Annotated in this window: 19 protein-coding genes and 3 tRNA genes; 9 read left to right on the top strand and 13 right to left on the bottom strand. The window is 53.7% G+C overall.

Annotated features, from left to right (window positions below; genetic code table 11):
- The first annotated feature begins 10 nt into the window (after nt 1-10).
- Nucleotides 11-655 (top strand): YtjB family periplasmic protein, encoded by a 645-nt coding sequence (locus KE671_RS02535; RefSeq protein WP_206161571.1) that lies wholly within the window; start codon nt 11-13, stop codon nt 653-655.
- A gap of 25 nt (nt 656-680) precedes the next feature.
- Nucleotides 681-1,697 carry a lipoate--protein ligase A gene (gene lplA / locus KE671_RS02530; protein ID WP_206161570.1) on the top strand — a complete coding sequence of 339 codons (1,017 nt, stop codon included), beginning with the start codon at nt 681-683 and terminating at the stop codon, nt 1,695-1,697.
- Between the two features lie 99 nt (nt 1,698-1,796).
- Here lplA and deoD read toward each other — a convergent pair whose 3' ends face one another.
- From deoD to deoC, 4 genes are all read right to left on the bottom strand, one after another.
- Entirely contained in the window at nt 1,797-2,516 is a 720-nt protein-coding gene (gene deoD / locus KE671_RS02525) for a purine-nucleoside phosphorylase (RefSeq protein ID WP_206161569.1), read from the bottom strand.
- Nucleotides 2,517-2,625: 109 nt separating this feature from the next.
- Nucleotides 2,626-3,849: a phosphopentomutase gene (gene deoB, locus KE671_RS02520; protein ID WP_206161568.1), complete on the bottom strand. Its 1,224-nt coding sequence runs from the start codon at nt 3,847-3,849 to the stop codon at nt 2,626-2,628.
- Nucleotides 3,850-3,900: 51 nt separating this feature from the next.
- On the bottom strand, nt 3,901-5,223 hold the full coding sequence (gene deoA, locus KE671_RS02515; RefSeq protein WP_046487019.1) for a thymidine phosphorylase: 1,323 nt from the start codon (nt 5,221-5,223) through the stop codon (nt 3,901-3,903).
- Between the two features lie 106 nt (nt 5,224-5,329).
- Nucleotides 5,330-6,109 (bottom strand): deoxyribose-phosphate aldolase, encoded by a 780-nt coding sequence (gene deoC, locus KE671_RS02510; RefSeq protein ID WP_206161567.1) that lies wholly within the window; start codon nt 6,107-6,109, stop codon nt 5,330-5,332.
- Nucleotides 6,110-6,370: 261 nt separating this feature from the next.
- Between deoC and KE671_RS02505 the strand changes: the two genes are divergently transcribed.
- Together KE671_RS02505 and KE671_RS02500 are read left to right on the top strand one after the other, a co-directional pair.
- Nucleotides 6,371-7,921: a YjjI family glycine radical enzyme gene (locus tag KE671_RS02505; protein WP_206161566.1), complete on the top strand. Its 1,551-nt coding sequence runs from the start codon at nt 6,371-6,373 to the stop codon at nt 7,919-7,921.
- Nucleotides 7,893-8,756 (top strand): YjjW family glycine radical enzyme activase, encoded by an 864-nt coding sequence (locus tag KE671_RS02500; RefSeq protein ID WP_206161565.1) that lies wholly within the window; start codon nt 7,893-7,895, stop codon nt 8,754-8,756. The genes KE671_RS02505 and KE671_RS02500 overlap by 29 nt, the downstream gene beginning before the upstream one ends.
- Here the strand turns inward: KE671_RS02500 and KE671_RS02495 are convergent.
- From KE671_RS02495 to KE671_RS02460, 8 genes are all read right to left on the bottom strand, one after another.
- Nucleotides 8,745-9,527, bottom strand: coding sequence for a metal-dependent hydrolase (locus KE671_RS02495; RefSeq protein ID WP_206161564.1), 783 nt, complete (start codon nt 9,525-9,527; stop codon nt 8,745-8,747). The two genes, KE671_RS02500 and KE671_RS02495, sit on opposite strands and share 12 nt — an antisense overlap.
- Nucleotides 9,524-10,597, bottom strand: a complete 1,074-nt coding sequence (locus tag KE671_RS02490; RefSeq protein WP_206161563.1) for a patatin-like phospholipase family protein — start codon at nt 10,595-10,597, stop codon at nt 9,524-9,526. Before KE671_RS02490 ends, KE671_RS02495 begins: the two co-directional genes overlap by 4 nt.
- 121 nt (nt 10,598-10,718) lie before the next feature.
- The gene (locus KE671_RS02485; RefSeq protein ID WP_003019081.1) at nt 10,719-10,880 is read right to left on the bottom strand and encodes a DUF1328 domain-containing protein; all 162 of its coding nucleotides are present in this window, start codon (nt 10,878-10,880) and stop codon (nt 10,719-10,721) included.
- 125 nt (nt 10,881-11,005) lie between these two features.
- Nucleotides 11,006-11,623 (bottom strand): molecular chaperone OsmY, encoded by a 618-nt coding sequence (gene osmY, locus KE671_RS02480; RefSeq protein WP_206161562.1) that lies wholly within the window; start codon nt 11,621-11,623, stop codon nt 11,006-11,008.
- A gap of 414 nt (nt 11,624-12,037) precedes the next feature.
- The gene (gene prfC / locus KE671_RS02475; RefSeq protein ID WP_044327055.1) at nt 12,038-13,627 is read right to left on the bottom strand and encodes a peptide chain release factor 3; all 1,590 of its coding nucleotides are present in this window, start codon (nt 13,625-13,627) and stop codon (nt 12,038-12,040) included.
- Between the two features lie 92 nt (nt 13,628-13,719).
- Nucleotides 13,720-14,397: a pyrimidine 5'-nucleotidase gene (yjjG, locus tag KE671_RS02470; protein ID WP_061077931.1), complete on the bottom strand. Its 678-nt coding sequence runs from the start codon at nt 14,395-14,397 to the stop codon at nt 13,720-13,722.
- A 14-nt stretch (nt 14,398-14,411) separates the two neighbouring features.
- On the bottom strand, nt 14,412-14,858 hold the full coding sequence (rimI, locus tag KE671_RS02465; protein WP_206161561.1) for a ribosomal protein S18-alanine N-acetyltransferase: 447 nt from the start codon (nt 14,856-14,858) through the stop codon (nt 14,412-14,414).
- Nucleotides 14,827-15,240, bottom strand: a complete 414-nt coding sequence (locus KE671_RS02460) for a DNA polymerase III subunit psi (RefSeq protein WP_206161560.1) — start codon at nt 15,238-15,240, stop codon at nt 14,827-14,829. The genes rimI and KE671_RS02460 overlap by 32 nt, the downstream gene beginning before the upstream one ends.
- A gap of 102 nt (nt 15,241-15,342) precedes the next feature.
- Between KE671_RS02460 and rsmC the strand changes: the two genes are divergently transcribed.
- The 4 genes from rsmC to KE671_RS02440 all read left to right on the top strand — a co-directional run bounded on the left by rsmC (nt 15,343) and on the right by KE671_RS02440 (nt 16,994).
- Entirely contained in the window at nt 15,343-16,374 is a 1,032-nt protein-coding gene (rsmC, locus tag KE671_RS02455; RefSeq protein WP_206161559.1) for a 16S rRNA (guanine(1207)-N(2))-methyltransferase RsmC, read from the top strand.
- A 299-nt stretch (nt 16,375-16,673) separates the two neighbouring features.
- Nucleotides 16,674-16,760: transfer RNA gene (locus tag KE671_RS02450), tRNA-Leu, on the top strand.
- A 28-nt stretch (nt 16,761-16,788) separates the two neighbouring features.
- Nucleotides 16,789-16,875: transfer RNA gene (locus tag KE671_RS02445), tRNA-Leu, on the top strand.
- 32 nt (nt 16,876-16,907) lie between these two features.
- Nucleotides 16,908-16,994, top strand: a tRNA-Leu gene (locus KE671_RS02440).
- 37 nt (nt 16,995-17,031) lie between these two features.
- Here KE671_RS02440 and KE671_RS02435 read toward each other — a convergent pair.
- Nucleotides 17,032-17,268, bottom strand: coding sequence for a DUF1435 domain-containing protein (locus KE671_RS02435; RefSeq protein ID WP_206161558.1), 237 nt, complete (start codon nt 17,266-17,268; stop codon nt 17,032-17,034).
- Between the two features lie 244 nt (nt 17,269-17,512).
- On the opposite strand from KE671_RS02435, the gene KE671_RS02430 reads away from it, so the two are divergent.
- Complete coding sequence (locus KE671_RS02430) at nt 17,513-18,577, top strand: diguanylate cyclase (protein WP_206161557.1); 1,065 nt, start codon at nt 17,513-17,515, stop codon at nt 18,575-18,577.
- Nucleotides 18,578-18,581 lie beyond the last annotated feature (4 nt).

Genomic DNA, 18,581 nt, shown 5'->3' with positions numbered 1-18,581 from the left:
CAGGTGGAATATGGCTCGCGCAAAACTGAAATTCCGACTTCATCGTGCAGTGATTGTATTGTTCTGTCTCGCACTGCTTGTCGCGCTCATGCAGGGCGCGTCCTGGTTCAGTCAAAATCACCAGCGGCAGCGAAATCCACAGCTTGAAGAGCTGGCCCGCACGTTGGCGCGACAGGTGACGTTAAACATCGCGCCGCTGATGCGTACTGAAACGCCCGATGAAAAACGGATCCAAAATGTCCTGCTCCAGTTGACCAATGAGAGCCGGATCCTCGACGCCGGCGTTTACGATGAACAAGGCGATATGATTGCCCGCGCAGGCGAAAGCGTAAATGTGCGCGACCGCCTGGCGCTGGACGGTAAAAAAGCCGGCGGCTACTTCAACCAACAGATTGTCGAACCCATTCAGGGGAAAAATGGCCCGTTAGGCTATTTGCGACTGACGCTGGATACCCATACCTTAGCCACCGAAGCCAAACAGGTGGATAACACCACCAACATTTTACGCCTGATGCTGCTGCTTTCACTGGCCATCGGCGTAGTGCTGACTCGCACCCTGTTGCAAGGTAAACGTACCCGCTGGCAGCAATCGCCCTTCCTGCTGACCGCCAATAAGTCGGTACCGGAAGAAGAAGAGAGCGAGAAAAAAGAGTAATTCGCTACAGGAAAGGAAAACTGACATGTCGACACTTCGCCTGCTTATTTCTGACTCTTATGACCCATGGTTCAACCTGGCGGTCGAAGAGTGTATTTTCCGTCAAATGCCCGCCACCCAGCGCGTGCTGTTTTTGTGGCGCAATGCCGATACCGTCGTCATAGGTCGTGCGCAAAACCCATGGAAAGAGTGCAATACCCGAAGAATGGAAGAGGACAACGTGCGCCTGGCGCGCCGCAGCAGCGGCGGTGGCGCGGTGTTCCACGATCTCGGCAATACCTGTTTCACCTTTATGGCCGGGAAGCCGGAATACGATAAGACCATCTCGACGTCAATTGTCCTGAATGCGCTTAACGCGCTGGGCGTAACGGCTGAAGCCTCCGGACGTAACGATTTGGTTGTGAAAACGGCGGATGGCGACCGTAAGGTTTCTGGTTCGGCCTACCGCGAAACCAAAGATCGCGGCTTTCACCACGGCACACTGTTGCTGAATGCGGATCTCAGCCGACTGGCAAATTATTTGAATCCGGATAAAAAGAAACTGGCCGCTAAAGGCATTACCTCTGTCCGTTCGCGCGTGACGAATCTTACCGAACTGCTGCCGGGGATCACGCATGAACAGGTTTGTACGGCAGTCAGCGAGGCCTTTTTCGCCCATTATGGCGAACGCGTTGAAGCGGAGGTGATCTCCCCGGACAACACGCCAGACCTGCCGAACTTCACCGAAACCTTCGCCCGCCAGAGCAGTTGGGAGTGGAATTTCGGCCAGGCACCGGCCTTCTCGCATCTGCTGGATGAACGTTTTACCTGGGGAGGCGTTGAGCTGCACTTTGACGTTGAGAAAGGACTAATCACCCGTGCCCAGCTTTTTACCGATAGCCTCAATCCGGCACCGTTAGAAGCGCTGGCCTCACGTCTTCAGGGCTGTTTGTATCGTGCGGATAGGTTGCAACAGGAGTGCGAGGCGCTGCTGGCCGATTTCCCGGAACAGGAAAAAGAGCTACGGGAACTGTCAGCGTGGCTTATGCAAGCGGTTCGATAATATCAATGCGGTTTGTAGGCCGGGTAAGGCGAAGCCGCCACCCGGCTTTTTTGCCCGGTGGCGCTACGCTTACCGGGCCTTCACTGTTCTGAACGAAAATTACTCTTTATCACCCAGCAGAACGGATTCGAGGGCGATTTTAATCATGTCGTTGAACGTGGTTTGACGTTCAGCCGCCGTCGTCTGCTCGTGAGTGCGGATGTGGTCAGACACGGTGCAGATAGTCAGTGCTTTCGCGCCAAATTCTGCCGCCACGCCATAGATACCCGCCGCTTCCATTTCCACGCCCAGGATGCCGTACTTTTCCATCACGTCGAACATTTCGCCGTCCGGAGAGTAGAACAGATCCGCAGAGAACAGGTTGCCGACGCGCGCGTCCACACCGAGTGCTTTTGCCGCTTCAACCGCGTCACGCACCATGCCGAAATCAGCAATGGCGGCAAAATCATGGTCTTTGAAACGAATGCGGTTCACTTTGGAATCGGTGCAGGCACCCATACCAATCACCACGTCACGCAGTTTCACATCGGCGCGCACAGCGCCACAGGACCCTACGCGAATGATTTTCTTCACGCCGAAATCGGTGATCAGCTCTTTGGTGTAGATCGAGCAGGACGGGATACCCATACCGTGGCCCATCACAGAGATCTTACGGCTTTTGTAAGTCCCGGTGAAACCTAACATACCGCGAACGTTGTTCACTTCGCGGACATCTTCAAGGAAAGTCTCCGCAATGTGTTTGGCGCGCAGCGGGTCGCCCGGCATCAAAACAACATCAGCGAAATCGCCCATTTCTGCATTAATGTGAGGAGTTGCCATCTTCAGTTCCTTTTGTATTGTTGTTTTTGCCGGGTGGCGGCGGTGCCTTACCCGGCCTACAAACAGTGTTACGTAGGCCGGATAAGCGTAGCGTCATCCGGCAATAGCATTACAGCATGTTTTTACCGTATTCCATTGGCGTCGTGCCAAAGTACGAGGCCAGCGTCTGACCGATATCCGCAAAGGTTTCGCGGTGACCTAACGAACCCGGTTTTACTTTCGGTCCGTATACCAGCACCGGAATGTGTTCACGGGTATGGTCAGTACCGGTCCAGCTCGGATCGCAGCCGTGGTCAGCGGTCAGGATCAGAATGTCATCTTCACCCACCAGCTCCATCAGTTCCGGCAGACGGCGGTCGAACAACTCCAGGCCGGCGGCATAACCGGCGATATCGCGACGGTGGCCCCAGGAGGAGTCGAAGTCGACGAAGTTAGTGAAGACAATCGTCTTGTCACCGGCTTCTTTCATCTCTTTAACCGTGGCGTCAAACAGCGCGTCCAGTCCCGTAGCTTTCACTTTTTTCGTGATACCGCAGTTGGCATAGATGTCCGCGATTTTACCAACGGAAACCACATGGCCGTCTTTCTCATCAACCAGTTTCTGCAACACGGTCGGCGCCGGTGGTTCAACGGCCAGATCGTGACGATTGCCGGTACGCTGGAAGTTACCCGCCTTGTCACCAATAAACGGACGCGCGATGACGCGACCGATGTTGTAACCACCTTCGGTCAGTTCTTCACGGGCGATCTCGCACAGCTCGTAAAGTTTATCCAGGCCAAAGGTCTCTTCATGACAGGCAATCTGGAACACGGAATCCGCGGAGGTATAGAAAATCGGTTTGCCCGTTTTCATGTGCTCTTCGCCCAACTGATCCAGAATCACCGTACCGGAAGAGTGGCAGTTGCCGAGATAACCCGGCAGGTTCGCACGTTTGACAAGCTTATCCAGCAGTTCCTGCGGGAAGCTGTTCTCATGGTCGCTGAAATAGCCCCAGTCAAACAAAACCGGCACACCGGCAATTTCCCAGTGACCAGACGGCGTATCTTTACCGGAAGAAAGCTCATGCGCCCAGGCGTATGCGCCAATAACTTCCGCATTAGCGTCCATACCGGCTGCGATTTTACCGGTAGACCCTTCATGCGCTTTCACCAGCCCCAGGCGGGTCAGGTTTGGCAAATTCAGTGGGCCTTTACGCCCTTTGTCAGCCTCACCTTTGGCACAGGCTTCAGCGATGTGCCCCATGGTGTCGGAACCGACGTCGCCGAAGCGATCTGCGTCTTCCGTCGCACCAATACCAAAGGAGTCCAGCACCATAATAAATGCACGTTTCATCTTGTTCTCCATTCATCTGCGCTGCAAAAAAGCGATCAGATCAGTATATCGCTATTCGGTAATGCGACGATAGACCGTAGGTGTGCTTTCCGGCGCTTTATCGTCAAGGATAATTGCCGCTTTGACGGCTTTCGCCGCTTCCTGCCAGCTGGCTTCATCTTTCGCATGGATCACCGCCAGCGGACGCTGTCCATCTACGCTGTCGCCCAGACGGGCCATATCGGTAAAGCCGACGCTGTAATCAATGGTATCCGACGCCTGGCGACGACCACCGCCCATCGACACTACCGCCATGCCCAATGCGCGAGTGTCCATCGCGCTGACAAACCCTTCACTATCAGCATAAACCGCTTTACTGAGCATTGCCGTCGGCAGGTATTTCGCGTAGTTCTCCACGAAGTCGGTCGGGCCTTTCTGGGCGGCAACCATACGCCCAAAGACGTCCGCCGCTTTTCCGTTATCCAGCACCGCCTGCAGTTTCGCCCGCGCGTCGGCGTCATCTTTCGCCAGGTTGCCGGAAATTAGCATTTCAACACACAGCGCCATCGTCACATCGAACAGGCGTGGATTACGGTATTCACCGGTCAGGAACTGCACCGCTTCGCGCACTTCCACCGCGTTACCCGCGCTGGATGCCAGTACCTGGTTCATGTCGGTTAGCAGTGCGGTTGTGCGCACGCCCGCGCCGTTGGCCACGCCAACGATCGCTTCCGCCAGCGCTTCAGAGAGTTCATAGGTCGGCATAAACGCGCCACTGCCGACTTTCACGTCCATGACCAGAGCATCCAGCCCTTCCGCCAGTTTTTTCGCCAGAATAGAGCCGGTAATCAGCGGGATGGAATCCACCGTCGCGGTGATGTCGCGGGTGGCATAAAAACGTTTGTCCGCCGGTGCGAGCGAGCTGGTTTGCCCGATGATCGCCACACCCACGTCCTTAATGATTTCGCGAAAACGGTTGTCATCCGGGAAGATATCAAATCCGGGGATCGCTTCCAGTTTGTCGAGCGTACCGCCGGTATGGCCCAGTCCACGACCGGAGATCATCGGAATGTAGCCGCCGCAGGCCGCCACCATGGGGCCAAGCATCAGCGACGTCACATCACCCACGCCGCCGGTGGAGTGTTTATCCACGATTGGGCCGTTCAGATTCAGGCTCTTCCAGTCCAGGACGGTTCCTGAATCCCGCATTGCCATCGTCAGCGAAACGCGCTCTGGCATAGTCATATCGTGGAAGAAAATGGTCATCGCCAGGGCAGCAATTTGCCCTTCAGAGACAGTGTTGTCACGAATGCCGTTGATAAAGAAACGAATTTCTTCATCGCTCAACGCATGACCATCACGTTTTTTACGAATAATTTCTTGTGCGAGAAACACGGTAACCCCCATGCGGAATCGGTGAATGGTGGCGGGCGGCGCTACGCTTACCCGCCCTACGATCCTGTAGGCCGGATAAGCGAAGCGTCATCCGGCATTGTTTGGCTTAGTAGCTGCTTGCGCTTTTGCCGTCGCCATGACCCAGTGCTTTCAACAGGCTTGCCAGCAGGCTGGATGCCCCAAAGCGGTAGTGACGAGAATCCGCCCAGTCAGCGCCGAACAGTTCATCAGCGATCGCGAGGAACTGCTGTGCATCTTCCGCCGTACGCACACCGCCCGCCGGTTTGAAACCTACGGTTTTGGACACCCCCATATCGCGGATCACTTCCATCATGATGCGTGCGCTTTCCGGCGTAGCGTTCACTGGCACTTTACCGGTCGACGTCTTGATGAAATCAGCGCCGGCTTTAATAGAGATCTCAGACGCTTTACGAATCAGCGCCTCTTCTTTCAGCTCGCCGGTTTCGATAATCACTTTCAGCAGCACGTTTGCCGCCGCACAGGCGTCTTTACAGGCTTTAACCAGATCGAAACCAACCTGTTCATTACCGGCGATCAGCGCGCGGTACGGGAAGACCACATCCACTTCGTCCGCGCCGTAAGCAATCGCCGCACGGGTTTCCGCCAGCGCGATCTCAATGTCGTCGTTGCCGTGCGGGAAGTTGGTTACCGTCGCAATACGGATATCCGGGGTCCCCTGCTCTTTCAGCGTCTTACGTGCAATCGGGATAAAACGCGGATAGATGCAGACTGCAGCGGTGTTACCGACCGGGGTTTTCGCCTGATGACACAACGCGATCACTTTTTCATTGGTGTCGTCGTCATTCAGGGTGGTCAGATCCATCAGTTTCAGTGCGCGCAGGCTGCTTGCAGTTAAATCGCTCATAACATTCTCCAACGGCGTCGCCGTATAAAATACTCACCTTGCGAGTCTGTTAGTATTCTAACATCCACTCGCCTTTACACTTCGATATACATCACAGTTAATGAAAACTACGTACAAATTTGCATTACTGTAATGAGATCAACTTCAAATAATAGCCTTTTTCTGTCGATTTCTTCTCCACTCAGGCGCATCAGGATCAAAGTGCCGGCAACACAAATTTCTAAAATATCGTTATGATCTTCGCCCTATAAAGGAACTCCGATGCCTACGACCCATGAAACCTCGCTGCAACAACGTTGCCGGCAAATCGTCACCAGCACACTCCTCAGTCCGGAACAAAAACGCCATTTTCTCGCGCTGGAAGCAGAGAACGATCTGCCTTACCCTACACTGCCCGACGGGGCGCGCCAGGCGCTGGACGACGGGGTTATCTGCGATATGTTCGAAGGTCACGCGCCGTATAAACCGCGCTATGTGCTTCCCGATTACGCGCGTTTTCTGGCCAACGGTTCAGCCTGGCTGGAACTGGAAGGGGCGAAAGATCTGGACGATGCATTGTCCTTGCTGACCATTCTGTATCACCACGTGCCTTCCGTCACATCAATGCCGGTTTACCTGGGGCAACTGGATACGTTGCTGCAACCGTATGTTAGGATTCTAACACAAGAGGCGATCGATATTCGAATAAAACGTTTCTGGCGTTATCTCGACAGAACGCTGCCTGACGCGTTTATGCACGCCAATATTGGCCCCGCCGATACCCCCATTACCCGGGCCATTTTACGCGCGGATGCTGAATTAAAGCAGGTTGCACCTAATCTGACGTTCATCTACGACCCGGAAATCACTCCCGACGATCTGCTTTTGGAGGTTGCAAAAAATATCTGCGAATGCAGCAAACCGCATATTTCCAACGGGCCGGCAAATGATAAAATTTTCACAAAAGGTCGCTATGGCATCGTCAGCTGTTACAACTCACTGCCGCTAGCCGGCGGCGGTAGCACGCTGGTGCGTCTCAATCTGAAAGCCATTGCCGAGCGCAGCACCTCTGTCTATGACTTCTTTAACCGCACGCTGCCGCACTATTGTCAGCAGCAAATTGCCATCATCGATGCGCGATGTGAGTTCCTCTATGAGAAATCACATTTCTTTGAGAATAGCTTCCTGGTGCAGGAAGGGCTTATCGATCCACAACGTTTTGTGCCAATGTTCGGTATGTATGGCCTGGCGGAGGCGGTTAACCTGCTGTGTGAAAAAGCGGGCATGAACGCACGCTACGGCAAAGATGAGACGGCGAACGATCTGGGCTATCGCATCAGCGCCCAGCTTGCAGATTTTGTTGAGAACACGCCGGTGAAATACGGCTGGCAGCAGCGTGCCATGCTGCACGCCCAGTCGGGGATCAGTTCAGATATTGGCACCACGCCAGGCGCACGTTTACCCTATGGCGATGAACCGGATCCGATCACCCACCTGCAAACCGTCGCACCGCATCACGCGCATTATCATTCCGGTATCAGCGACATTCTGACGCTCGATGAAACCATCAAGCGAAACCCGCAGGCGCTGGTGCAACTCTGTCTGGGCGCATTCAAAGCGGGAATGCGTGAATTTACCGCCAACGTCAGCGGCAACGATCTGGTCCGCGTCACCGGGTACATGGTGCGCCTGTCGGATCTGGAAAAATACCGTGCCGAAGGCTCGCGGACCAATACCACCTGGCTGGGGGAAGAGGCCGCACGCAATACGCATATTCTGGAACGCCAACCTCGTGTCGTGAGCCATGAACAGCAGATGCGCTTCAGTAAGTAAAGTTATACCGTTCTCTTGTGTGGATGGGCCGGGCAGTCGTCTGGCCCTCTTTCTGCAAGGGTGCAATCTGCGCTGTAAGACTTGCCACAACCCGTGGACAATGGGACGCTGCAACGACTGCGGCGAATGCGTCCCACGGTGCCCGCATCAGGCGTTGAGTTTCCGCACCGGGAATGTTACCTGGCAGGCCGATGTCTGCGAACAATGTGACACCTGTTTGCAGATGTGTCCCCAACAGGCAACGCCGATGGCGCAAACGATGAGCGTTGACGAGGTGTTGCGCCAGATCCGCAAAGCGTCATTGTTCATTGAGGGGATCACCGTCAGCGGCGGCGAAGCCACAACGCAGTTGCCTTTCGTTGTGGATTTGTTTACGGCTATCAAGGCCGATCCGCAGCTCCAGTCGCTGACCTGTCTGGTCGATAGTAATGGGCTGTTGAGCGAAACCGGCTGGCAGAAATTGCTCCCGGTGTGCGATGGCGTGATGCTCGATCTCAAAGCCTGGGATAGCGAGCGCCACATTGCACTCACTGGCCGGGATAACGCGCAGATCAAGCGCAGCATTTCGCTATTGGCGCAGTGTGGAAAGTTGGCAGAACTGCGCCTGCTGGTCATCCCAGGACAGGTCGATTATCTTCAGCACATTGATTCACTCGCCGCGTTCATCATACAACTGGGAAATATCCCGCTCCGGCTGAATGCCTTTCACGCGCACGGGGTGTATGGTGAGGCAAAAACATGGCCGAGCGCAACGCCACAAGAGGTGGAGACGCTGGCAAAGGCGTTACAGGAACGCGGGGTGACTAAGCTTATCTTCCCTGCATTATACCTCTAGACGAAATAACAATATCGTATTGCGATACAGCGCCTCAGCGATCGCCTCCGCAGGCTCCGCGCGCAGTTCGCATAACACATCGAATACTCTCGCCGCCTGTTCCGGACGATTTGGCTGACCCTGAAAACCATTCAGTGGCATATCCGGCGCGTCGGTCTCCAGCAACAGCGCCTCCAGCGGCAGTTGTGCCATGACGTCGCGCGTTTTACTGGCACGCGGGTAGGTAATCGTCCCGCCCACGCCGATTTTATAACCCAGTTGCACAAAACGTTCCGCCTGTTGCAGGCTGCCAGCGAAACCGTGAACCACACCGGTTCGCGGCAGGTCCTGGCGCTTAAGATGCATCGCCAGCGTGTCATGCGTACGTCGGGAATGCAGGATCACCGGCAAATCGTAGCGTTTTGCTAACCGCAGCTGTACTTCCAGAAACCGCTCCTGCTTCGCAAACTGCGGATCGTCGCGATAGCGATCCAGTCCGATCTCGCCAATGGCGATCACTTTTGTCGGGCGTGTCTCCAGCGTCTGTTGCAAACGCGCAAGATCCTCATCGGTATGTTGCTCAATCACGATGGGATGCAGTCCCAACGCGGCATATAACGGAGAAAAGCGTTCCGCCAGCGCCTGCACGCGGGTAAAGTTTTCCGCTGCGGTGGCCGGAATGATGATCTTCTCAACGCCTGCCTCGCTCGCGAGTTGCAGGCTGTGAGTTTCATCCCCGGTAAATGGTGGAAAGTCAAAGTGACAGTGGGTGTCGATAAAGCGAAAACTCACGCCAGATCCTCATTGCTGAATGTCGTATCGTTAGCCTGCGGCGCATCGCTCACCGGCGTCACATGGGCATCGTTGGCTACCGGTGCTGGCGGAACCACCACCGGCGTCGGCGTGACGATCGGCGACAGGTGGCGTGATAACGGTGGCTCCGCTGCCAGCAGTTTTCCCACGGTCGCCAGGAAATAGCGCCCACACAGTCGGCCTATTTTATAGTCTTCCCGCAGGGCTGGAATACGACTTCCCAGCGCCATGCTTTTCAGCGGCTTCGGCGGAAAGATTTCAAAGATCTTCAGCTTGCCCGGCGGTTTTTCAATAAATCGCTGAATTTCCGTATAGCTGGCTTCGTGGTGCTGAACCAGATTGACCAGCGGCTGCAGGCTGCTTTCGCCCAGCCAGCGCTCCATCCGCTTGAACCACTGCGGGGTGTAATACATTTGCGAAGGCACTGTCCGAATCACCACCAGCGTTTTCGCTCCCTGCTTCACGGCCTCACGCACCGGAATTGCATCGCTGATCCCGCCATCCAGGTAATTGGTCCCTTCCAGCGACACACCGCTACGATAGAACCCCGGGATTGCGCTGGACGCCCGGATCAGATCGAGCCAGTTTTGCGTATTGGGAGAGAAATAGTTCGGCGTATAGTCATCACCCCGACAGGCGCACATGTAAAACGATTTCCCCGTTTCGAACAGGCGCGAAGCGGTATCCATCTGCAATGGCATCTGGCTGGCCGTGGACTCTACCAGCCAGTCGAGATCGATCAGATTCCCGCCGCGCACAAAGCGTACCGGGTCAAAGAATTCCCGTTTGGTGGTATAGCGCATAATCACTTTGCGCCCGTAGCCGGGCTGATTGCACAGATAGGCTGACAGATTTTGCGCTCCCGCGGAGGTGCCGTAATAGAGATCGAACGGATTAAACTGCGCGCGCATGAACTCGTCCAGCACACCTGCCGTAAAGATGCCGCGCTGCCCGCCGCCCTCGCAGACCAGCGCCAGGCGACCCGGTTTGAACGTTCTTAATGACAACGGCGCAATATTGCCGAGCGTGACGGGTATACGCTGCCCCACCTCTGCCTTCCTGTTTCTTATTACGTAATGTGCCAAAATAACGCAAATAGGCGGCGGCTAAAACCGAAAAAGCCAGTCCACTGGACCGGCTTGACAGCAAAATCATTGCACAGTTTACGCGCTAGGGCCGCTTACGCCCTGTAAACAGGCTGACCAGGAAGAGAATAATCCCGACGACGAAAACAATTTTCGCCGCGCCCGCTGCGGTACCGGCCAGTCCACCAAATCCCAGTGCGGCGGCAATTAACGCGATAACCAGAAATATAATGCCCCAACGAAACATACGCTTCTCCTTTACCATAGTTAATGTCGACCGCTTGATATGAGCGCTCAGGCAGCTCATTCACGCTATTGTTTATGTAATGCTCATGACGTCCTCCGACCCGGGCCGGAGGAGAAAACGAAGACTTACTGCGCTTTCAGATCGTTTTTGACGCTTTTTACGCCATCAACGGCTTTTGCGATACTCTCAGCGCGCTCGATTTGCGCCTGAGAATCCACGGTGCCGGAAAGCTGGACCACACCATCGGTCGTTTCAACTTTCACTTTGCGGGAAGGGACGATGTCATCTGCCAGCAGTTTCGCTTTGATCTCGCTGGTTGTTGCCGCATCGCCGGCATAGCCTTTCACGGAGTCTGATTTACTGTCGCGCACGTGGAGTTTGTCGCTAACAGAGGTCACGCCTTCAACACCTTTTGCCACGGTCACGGCTTCTTCCGCCTGCGCCTGGCTTTCAACAAAGCCGCTCAGCGTCACGACTTTCTGATCGGTTTTGACGGAGATATCGGTGCTCTTAATGCTTTCATGATCCACCAGTGCCGCTTTTACTTTCGCAGTGATGGCGCTGTCATCCATGAAATTACCGACTTTATTCATAGAGCTATCGACTTTCTGCCCTGCACTTTCGACACCGGATTGCGCTTTATCCATGGTAGTGTTTTCTGCATACGCAGAACCCGTTGCCACAGCGGAAGTCAACATCACGGCCAGCAGAGTTTTAGAAATCTTCAGTCTTGTCATAGTCATCGATTTATTCCTGTATGGTTTGCTCATAATTTGAGCTCAGGCAACATAAGGTTGCATTGCTGAATATGGTGAAAATTCACCCAGCTCAGAAGTCAATGGCGGCGGTCACAATCACAAAACACAAAAAGTGATGATGATGCGCTGACAGATGTCTCTCTGAGTCAGTTATTAATATCGTGGCTACAATAGACATTAGCTTTAAGCACTTAAATTCACGCATTGAACGGTATTTAAAGCCAATGTTTATGTCATCACTTTGTTAAATATAGATCACAATTTTGAAAAAGCGCGGCGATTTGCGCAAAAAACAGGCTGTCATAAGCAAAACAGAGGGATTTAAGAACATTCCGCAAAGGGCTAATAAGGCAGGAAAAGTCGCAGGGCGCAGCGGCAGCCGCGCCCTGAAGGGGTAAATTAGTGTTCGCGCGTCTTGCGGAACTGTACGTCAGGATAACGCTCTTGCGTCAGGTTAAGGTTCACCATCGTCGGTGCGATATAGGTCAGGTTATCGCCGCCATCAAGCGCCAGCTGTACTTCGTTCTTACGCTTAAACTCTTCGAATTTCTTCGCATCAGCGCATTCCACCCAGCGTGCCGTCGCCACGTTGACAGACTCATAAATGGCTTCAACGTTGTACTCGCTCTTCAGACGGGCAACAACCACGTCGAACTGCAGCACCCCGACCGCGCCCACGATCAGATCGTTATTGGCGATCGGACGGAACACCTGGACCGCACCTTCTTCGGAAAGCTGTACCAGACCCTTTAGCAACTGTTTCTGCTTCAGTGGATCTTTCAGGCGAATACGACGAAACAGCTCCGGCGCGAAGTTCGGAATACCAGTGAACTTCATCATTTCACCCTGAGTGAAGGTATCGCCGATCTGGATAGTGCCGTGGTTGTGCAGACCGAGAATATCACCCGGGTAAGCCTCTTCCACATGCGAACGGTCACCGGCCATAAAGGTCAGCGCGTCAGAGATCACCACGTCTTTGCCGATACGGACCTGACGCATTTTCATGCCTTTTTCGTACTTGCCGGAGACAACACGCATAAATGCCACGCGGTCACGGTGTTTCGGATCCATGTTGGCCTGAATTTTAAAGACGAAGCCGGTGAACTTCTCTTCTTCCGCTTCCACAACACGCGTATCGGTCTTGCGCGGCATTGGCGCAGGCGCCCATTCCACCAGACCATCCAGCATATGGTCGACGCCGAAGTTACCCAGTGCGGTACCAAAGAAGACCGGGGTAATTTCGCCCGCCAGGAACAGCTCTTTATCGAACTCGTTGGAGGCGCCCTTCACCAGTTCCAGTTCATCGCGCAGCTGTTGCGCCAGATCTTCACCAACGGCCGCGTCGAGATCCGGGTTATCCAGACCTTTAACAATGCGCACTTCCTGGATGGTGTGGCCTTTACCCGTCTGATACAGATAGGTTTCATCTTTATAGAGGTGGTAAACGCCTTTGAACAGCTTGCCGCAGCCAATTGGCCAGGTGATCGGCGCACAGCCGATTTTCAGCTCGTTCTCCACTTCGTCCAGCAACTCCATCGGATCACGGATGTCGCGGTCGAGTTTGTTCATAAAGGTCAGGATCGGCGTATCACGCAGACGGGTCACTTCCATCAGCTTACGGGTACGATCCTCGACGCCTTTCGCGGCATCGATCACCATCAGACAGCAGTCCACTGCCGTCAGGGTACGGTAGGTATCTTCGGAGAAGTCTTCGTGCCCCGGGGTGTCCAGCAGATTAACCAGACAGTTATGATACGGAAACTGCATGACGGAGGTGGTTATGGAGATCCCACGCTGCTTTTCCATTTCCATCCAGTCCGATTTCGCATGCTGGCTGGAACCACGGCCTTTTACCGTACCGGCAGTCTGAATCGCCTGTCCGAACAGCAATACCTTCTCTGTGATGGTCGTTTTACCGGCATCCGGGTGAGAAATAATGGCAAAAGTGCGGCGCTTGGCCACCTCCTGCAAATAAGGAGACAACGTCATAGTTCATTCTTCTTGAGTAAACGCGGCATCGCGCCGCGCATGTTAAATACGAAAAATTGCGGCTATTTTACCCATCAGCGGGGGGGAGGCAATCAGTGTTTACACAGGAGCTGCTCCAGTTCGTGTAATGACGATACGGTCCAGGTTGGCTCGATGCCTTCCGGCTGCTCGCGATGATGCGCATTCAGCCAGCATGTAGAAAGCCCGGCGTTGATGCCACCGAGAATATCGGACGCGGCGGTATCCCCTACCATCAACACCCGATCGCGATCGGGATTGCCCGCCTGCGCCAGGGCGTAATCAAAAATCTTCGGATCCGGCTTCGCCACGCCTACTTCTTCGGAAATGACAAGTAAATCAAAGTAGTCGCGAAGTCCCGTGCGCTCAAGGCGGATCTGCTGCAGGGAAGTAAAACCATTGGTAATAATGCCAATTTTGGCTTTGCCGCGAATCGCATTGAGCAGCGAAACGGCTCCCGGCAGCGGCGCGCAAATTTCGGCCATCGCGTTCATAAAGGCATCGTTAAGCGAGCCTGGCTCAACCTTTAACCGTTCTGCCCAGCTCTGGAAGCGGGCATGCTGAAGCTGTAATGAGGTGATCGCGCCGTTCTGATAATCCACCCACAACGGTTTATTCACGGCCTGGTAGTCCTGAAAATCTTCAGCGGTAAAGGTGATGCTGTAGTCGAGAAACATCCGCTGTAAGCCAGTAAACGAGTCAAACGTGAACAGCGTTTCGTCGGCATCAAAGAAAATCCAGTCCCACTTCATCATTACACCTTCTTTTACATACTGATTGGCAGTGCCATTATGATGGCGTCCTCGCGACCGTCAGCGGTCGGATAATAATTGCGGCGAATCGTTGCCTCGTTAAAGCCTAAGCTTTCGTACAGTGCGATGGCGGCAACGTTGGAAGCGCGAACCTCCAGCCACAGCGTCAGGACGCCGCGTTTTTCTAATTCATCAATGAGATATTCCAACAGCGCTTTCCCTAATCCCCGGCGTTGAAAGTCGGGATCAACGGCAATGTTGAACAGCGTAGCTTCATCCAGCACGACCTGGGTAATGGCAAACGCCGCCATTCGCCCCTCTACCGTCAATTGATAGTTGAGGTAACGCTCCCCCTGATTACTGGCAAACGTGTGCTCACTCCAGGGAAACGCATGGGCGCGCTTTTCAATCTGAAACGCGGCGGGTAAATCACTCTGACTGAGGGAAGAAATCGTGTTCATGTGTGCAGATTTGTTGCCATAGTGCGGCGCGTGCCGCTGGGTTTGCCCGCAATTCATCAAATGCCGGCGTTGCAACCTGCGCACCTTCCAGTAACAGCGGCGCATCTGTTCCCATCTTCCAGCTGTTGCAACGGCTGCCCTGCGGCAACATTGCGACGCGTTCGGGCGTCACCTGCAAAACCTGATCGGGGCTCAGCATTAATGCACGCAGAATGTCACTGACCAGAGGTTCAGTCAGCGGCGGCAGTGTTTCACCGATCATCACCAGACGAACGTGTGCAGGAATAGAAATCGCGATCTCTCCCTGCAACGCGCCGGGGCGACGCAGCGACCACTGGGTAATGCCCAGCTGTTGTAACTGCCAGTCTCGTCGGGTTGTCATAGCGAATCGCTCCTGTATCCAGGGGCGCAAATATAGCAAATTAGTCGAATAGACGCCATCAAACGTCTATAATCGCCCGCTGTATGAATTAAGGAGTTTTCCATGTCTGCTTTTACCCCGGCAAGTGAAGTCTTGCTGCGCCACAGTGATGATTTCGAACAAAGCCGTATTCTGTTTGCCGGAGACTTGCAGGATGACCTGCCCGCGCGTTTTGAAAGTGCAGGCCGCCGCGTGCATACACAACAGTTTCACCACTGGCAGGCACTGAGCCGCCAGATGGGCAACAACGCGCGCTTTAGTCTTGTCGCGCAAGCGGAAGACGTTGTCGACTGCGACACCTTGATCTACTACTGGCCGAAAAACAAACCGGAAGCGCAGTTCCAGTTGATGAACATTCTGTCACTGCTTCCCGTGGGAACCGACATTTTTGTAGTCGGTGAAAACCGCAGTGGCGTACGTAGCGCCGAGCAAATGCTGGCGGAATACGCACCGCTGAACAAAATCGACAGCGCACGTCGTTGCGGGCTTTATCACGGACGTCTGGAAACGCAGCCGACGTTTGATGCTAATAAATTCTGGGGCGAGTACAACGTTGACGGGCTGACGATCAAAACCCTGCCTGGTGTCTTCAGCCGCGATGGTCTGGATAGTGGCAGCCAGTTGCTGCTCTCCACCCTGACGCCGCACACCAAAGGCAAAGTGCTGGACGTCGGCTGTGGCGCAGGCGTGCTTTCTGCCGCGCTTGCCAGCCACTCGCCGAAAGTGCGTTTAACGCTCTGCGACGTCGCCGCGCCAGCAGTTGAAGCCAGTCGAGCAACCCTCGCGGCGAACGGCATTGAGGGCGAAGTCTTTGCCAGCAACGTCTTCTCTGAAGTGACGGGGCGCTTTGATATGATCATCTCGAACCCCCCGTTCCATGACGGAATGCAAACCAGCCTTGATGCCACGCAATCTCTGATTCGCGGTGCCGTCCGTCACCTGAACAGCGGCGGCGAGCTGCGCATTGTCGCTAACGCCTTCCTGCCGTATCCGCAGGTACTGGATGAGACCTTTGGCTTCCACGAGGTTATTGCCCAGACCGGACGCTTCAAAGTGTATCGCACGATCATGACCCGCCAGGCGAAAAAAGCGTGATAGCACGATAACGGCCATGCAAATGGCCGTTGAGAGGGATGACCAACCTCATCCCGATACCGGACAAGCAGAGTTCACCTCATTGAAAACAAGGAAAATCAACTCATTGATTTTCGGCTGATAACCTTAAAGAAGGAAAAACCACGTTTTTTCCTTCTTTGTCAGCAGTCTGAACGGCCATGCGAATGGCCGTTTTTGCAGCAATCACCGCTATCCCACGTAATTAACTATTGACGAAAAGCTGAAAACCACTAGAATGCGCCTCCGTGGTAGCGATTCTTTTTAAGAATCGATGGTATGCGAAGGTGGCGGAATTGGTAGACGCGCTAGCTTCAGGTGTTAGTGTCCTTACGGACGTGGGGGTTCAAGTCCCCCCCCTCGCACCATAAACCACGTTGATATTGCTCGCACTGGGCGAAGGTGGCGGAATTGGTAGACGCGCTAGCTTCAGGTGTTAGTGTTCTTACGGACGTGGGGGTTCAAGTCCCCCCCCTCGCACCAACGAGGCGATATCAGCAAAGTAAGATGACTGTGCGAAGGTGGCGGAATTGGTAGACGCGCTAGCTTCAGGTGTTAGTGTCCTTACGGACGTGGGGGTTCAAGTCCCCCCCCTCGCACCAATTATCTTATCTTCCTCTCCTGAGCGTTTGCGATTATTCATCCCTGATTCCAGTTCATCATCACCAGCATTATTCCGCCGATCAACACCACACATGATGGTAACAGCACAAAGTGCCGTAATTGTTTGTGATAGAGCATCGCTGGCGTCAGCAGCAATCCGAATACAATAATGGTCTTCCATGCCCCGAGAGAAAGATCGGCAAACGCCAGCCCGGCAATCACGATCCCCGGCAGCAGAACTCCCCAACCGCTGCCCAGCGCCCGTTGCAACATGGTTTCACCTCTCACACTGATAATGATAACCAATATCATATGATAAGTTTTCTCATTTGTCAGTAGCTCATACACCATTCCCATAAGCTTTACTTAAGCAATGATGACATGAATTATTTAAGGTGATAAATTGCACAGCGGTAAACGTAAAGACACAATAATCTGATTTTAAGCGAGCATCTTCTCGCCCATTATTTGTGTGACCTGAACAGTGTAATTGTTAGATAAATAATGACGTTAAGATATGACTGCACAATCCTGGCAAACTCTGCGTACTAAAAAATATCAACTCTCCCTGCGACTTTTTTTGTTTCTCAACGCCATTTCCGCGTTGTTTGCCGTAGCCTTTCCGATCTATCCCAGTAAAACCATCTCCACACCAGGATTCCTCATCCTTGTGCTGAGCACTGCGTTACTGACATGGCATGTAAGGTATGCGAAGAAACGGATTAATCTCCATGCCATCTCGATACTCTTTGGTGGATTATGGGCCGCGCACATTACGCTAAAATATCTGGCTCAGCACAATCCTGACGCTTCTTTTTTGCTGATGGCACTTCTGACGGTGTTATTTATTGGTTCAATTGCTTTTGCCAATAATATCATCACATTCACGCTTCATTCGTTGCCATCCTTATTAGCCTGTTTATGGCTAAACGGCAACGAACACGGCCTTCGGTTGCTATTTTTTATGGCCCTGCCCATGGTCGGTATTGCGATACAACATGTGATTCAAAAGCGCTATGACGACTTTGCCCAGCAATTGATGTTCAAACTGCTCGCCGAAAAAGAGACGCTGACTGATCTGAGTATGCTTGATCCATTAACGGGTTTGTACAATCGACGTGGACTCGAGCATAAGCTGAAAACCGTGCTGGAACTGGACACGCATGAGCATTACGTTTTGCTCATCGACATCGACCATTTCAAAGCCTACAACGATCACTATGGGCATATGATGGGCGATCAGGCGCTGATCCGCGTTTCCGCTGCGATCCGCAACGCCGTGCGTTCACGTGATGTCGTTGCCCGATTTGGCGGTGAAGAGTTTATGGTGTTACTGACGGCGAGCGATCCACACACAGCCCGCGAGGCGGCGGAACGCATTCGACAGCATGTATACGATCTCAAAATTCCCCATATGTTCAATGAGCGCGTCGCAACTCACGTCACGATCAGTATCGGTATTGCGCCTCTGGTGGAAAGAGATGTCGAAAAGGCGATTCTTCATGCCGATCGGGCGCTCTATAAAGCTAAGGATCTGGGGCGTAACCATATTTTAGTCAGTGGCGATCCGGGTATCGCCTGACGAA

Origin of the sequence: Citrobacter amalonaticus (genome assembly GCF_018252635.1) — a bacterium.
GTDB lineage: Bacteria > Pseudomonadota > Gammaproteobacteria > Enterobacterales > Enterobacteriaceae > Citrobacter_A > Citrobacter_A amalonaticus_E.
This window is presented reverse-complemented; position numbering and strand designations above follow the sequence as displayed.

Coding starts and splice junctions, on each gene's coding strand:
- KE671_RS02460 (WP_206161560.1), bottom strand. CDS start 15,240: ATGACAACCCGACGAGACTGGCAGTTACAACAGCTGGGCATTACCCAG.
- prfC (WP_044327055.1), bottom strand. CDS start 13,627: ATGACGTTGTCTCCTTATTTGCAGGAGGTGGCCAAGCGCCGCACTTTT.
- rimI (WP_206161561.1), bottom strand. CDS start 14,858: ATGAACACGATTTCTTCCCTCAGTCAGAGTGATTTACCCGCCGCGTTT.
- yjjG (WP_061077931.1), bottom strand. CDS start 14,397: ATGAAGTGGGACTGGATTTTCTTTGATGCCGACGAAACGCTGTTCACG.
- deoB (WP_206161568.1), bottom strand. CDS start 3,849: ATGAAACGTGCATTTATTATGGTGCTGGACTCCTTTGGTATTGGTGCG.
- KE671_RS02505 (WP_206161566.1), top strand. CDS start 6,371: ATGCCTACGACCCATGAAACCTCGCTGCAACAACGTTGCCGGCAAATC.
- KE671_RS02430 (WP_206161557.1), top strand. CDS start 17,513: ATGACTGCACAATCCTGGCAAACTCTGCGTACTAAAAAATATCAACTC.
- KE671_RS02535 (WP_206161571.1), top strand. CDS start 11: ATGGCTCGCGCAAAACTGAAATTCCGACTTCATCGTGCAGTGATTGTA.
- deoC (WP_206161567.1), bottom strand. CDS start 6,109: ATGAGCGATTTAACTGCAAGCAGCCTGCGCGCACTGAAACTGATGGAT.
- KE671_RS02485 (WP_003019081.1), bottom strand. CDS start 10,880: ATGTTTCGTTGGGGCATTATATTTCTGGTTATCGCGTTAATTGCCGCC.
- rsmC (WP_206161559.1), top strand. CDS start 15,343: ATGTCTGCTTTTACCCCGGCAAGTGAAGTCTTGCTGCGCCACAGTGAT.
- osmY (WP_206161562.1), bottom strand. CDS start 11,623: ATGACTATGACAAGACTGAAGATTTCTAAAACTCTGCTGGCCGTGATG.
- KE671_RS02500 (WP_206161565.1), top strand. CDS start 7,893: ATGAACAGCAGATGCGCTTCAGTAAGTAAAGTTATACCGTTCTCTTGT.
- KE671_RS02435 (WP_206161558.1), bottom strand. CDS start 17,268: ATGTTGCAACGGGCGCTGGGCAGCGGTTGGGGAGTTCTGCTGCCGGGG.
- lplA (WP_206161570.1), top strand. CDS start 681: ATGTCGACACTTCGCCTGCTTATTTCTGACTCTTATGACCCATGGTTC.
- deoD (WP_206161569.1), bottom strand. CDS start 2,516: ATGGCAACTCCTCACATTAATGCAGAAATGGGCGATTTCGCTGATGTT.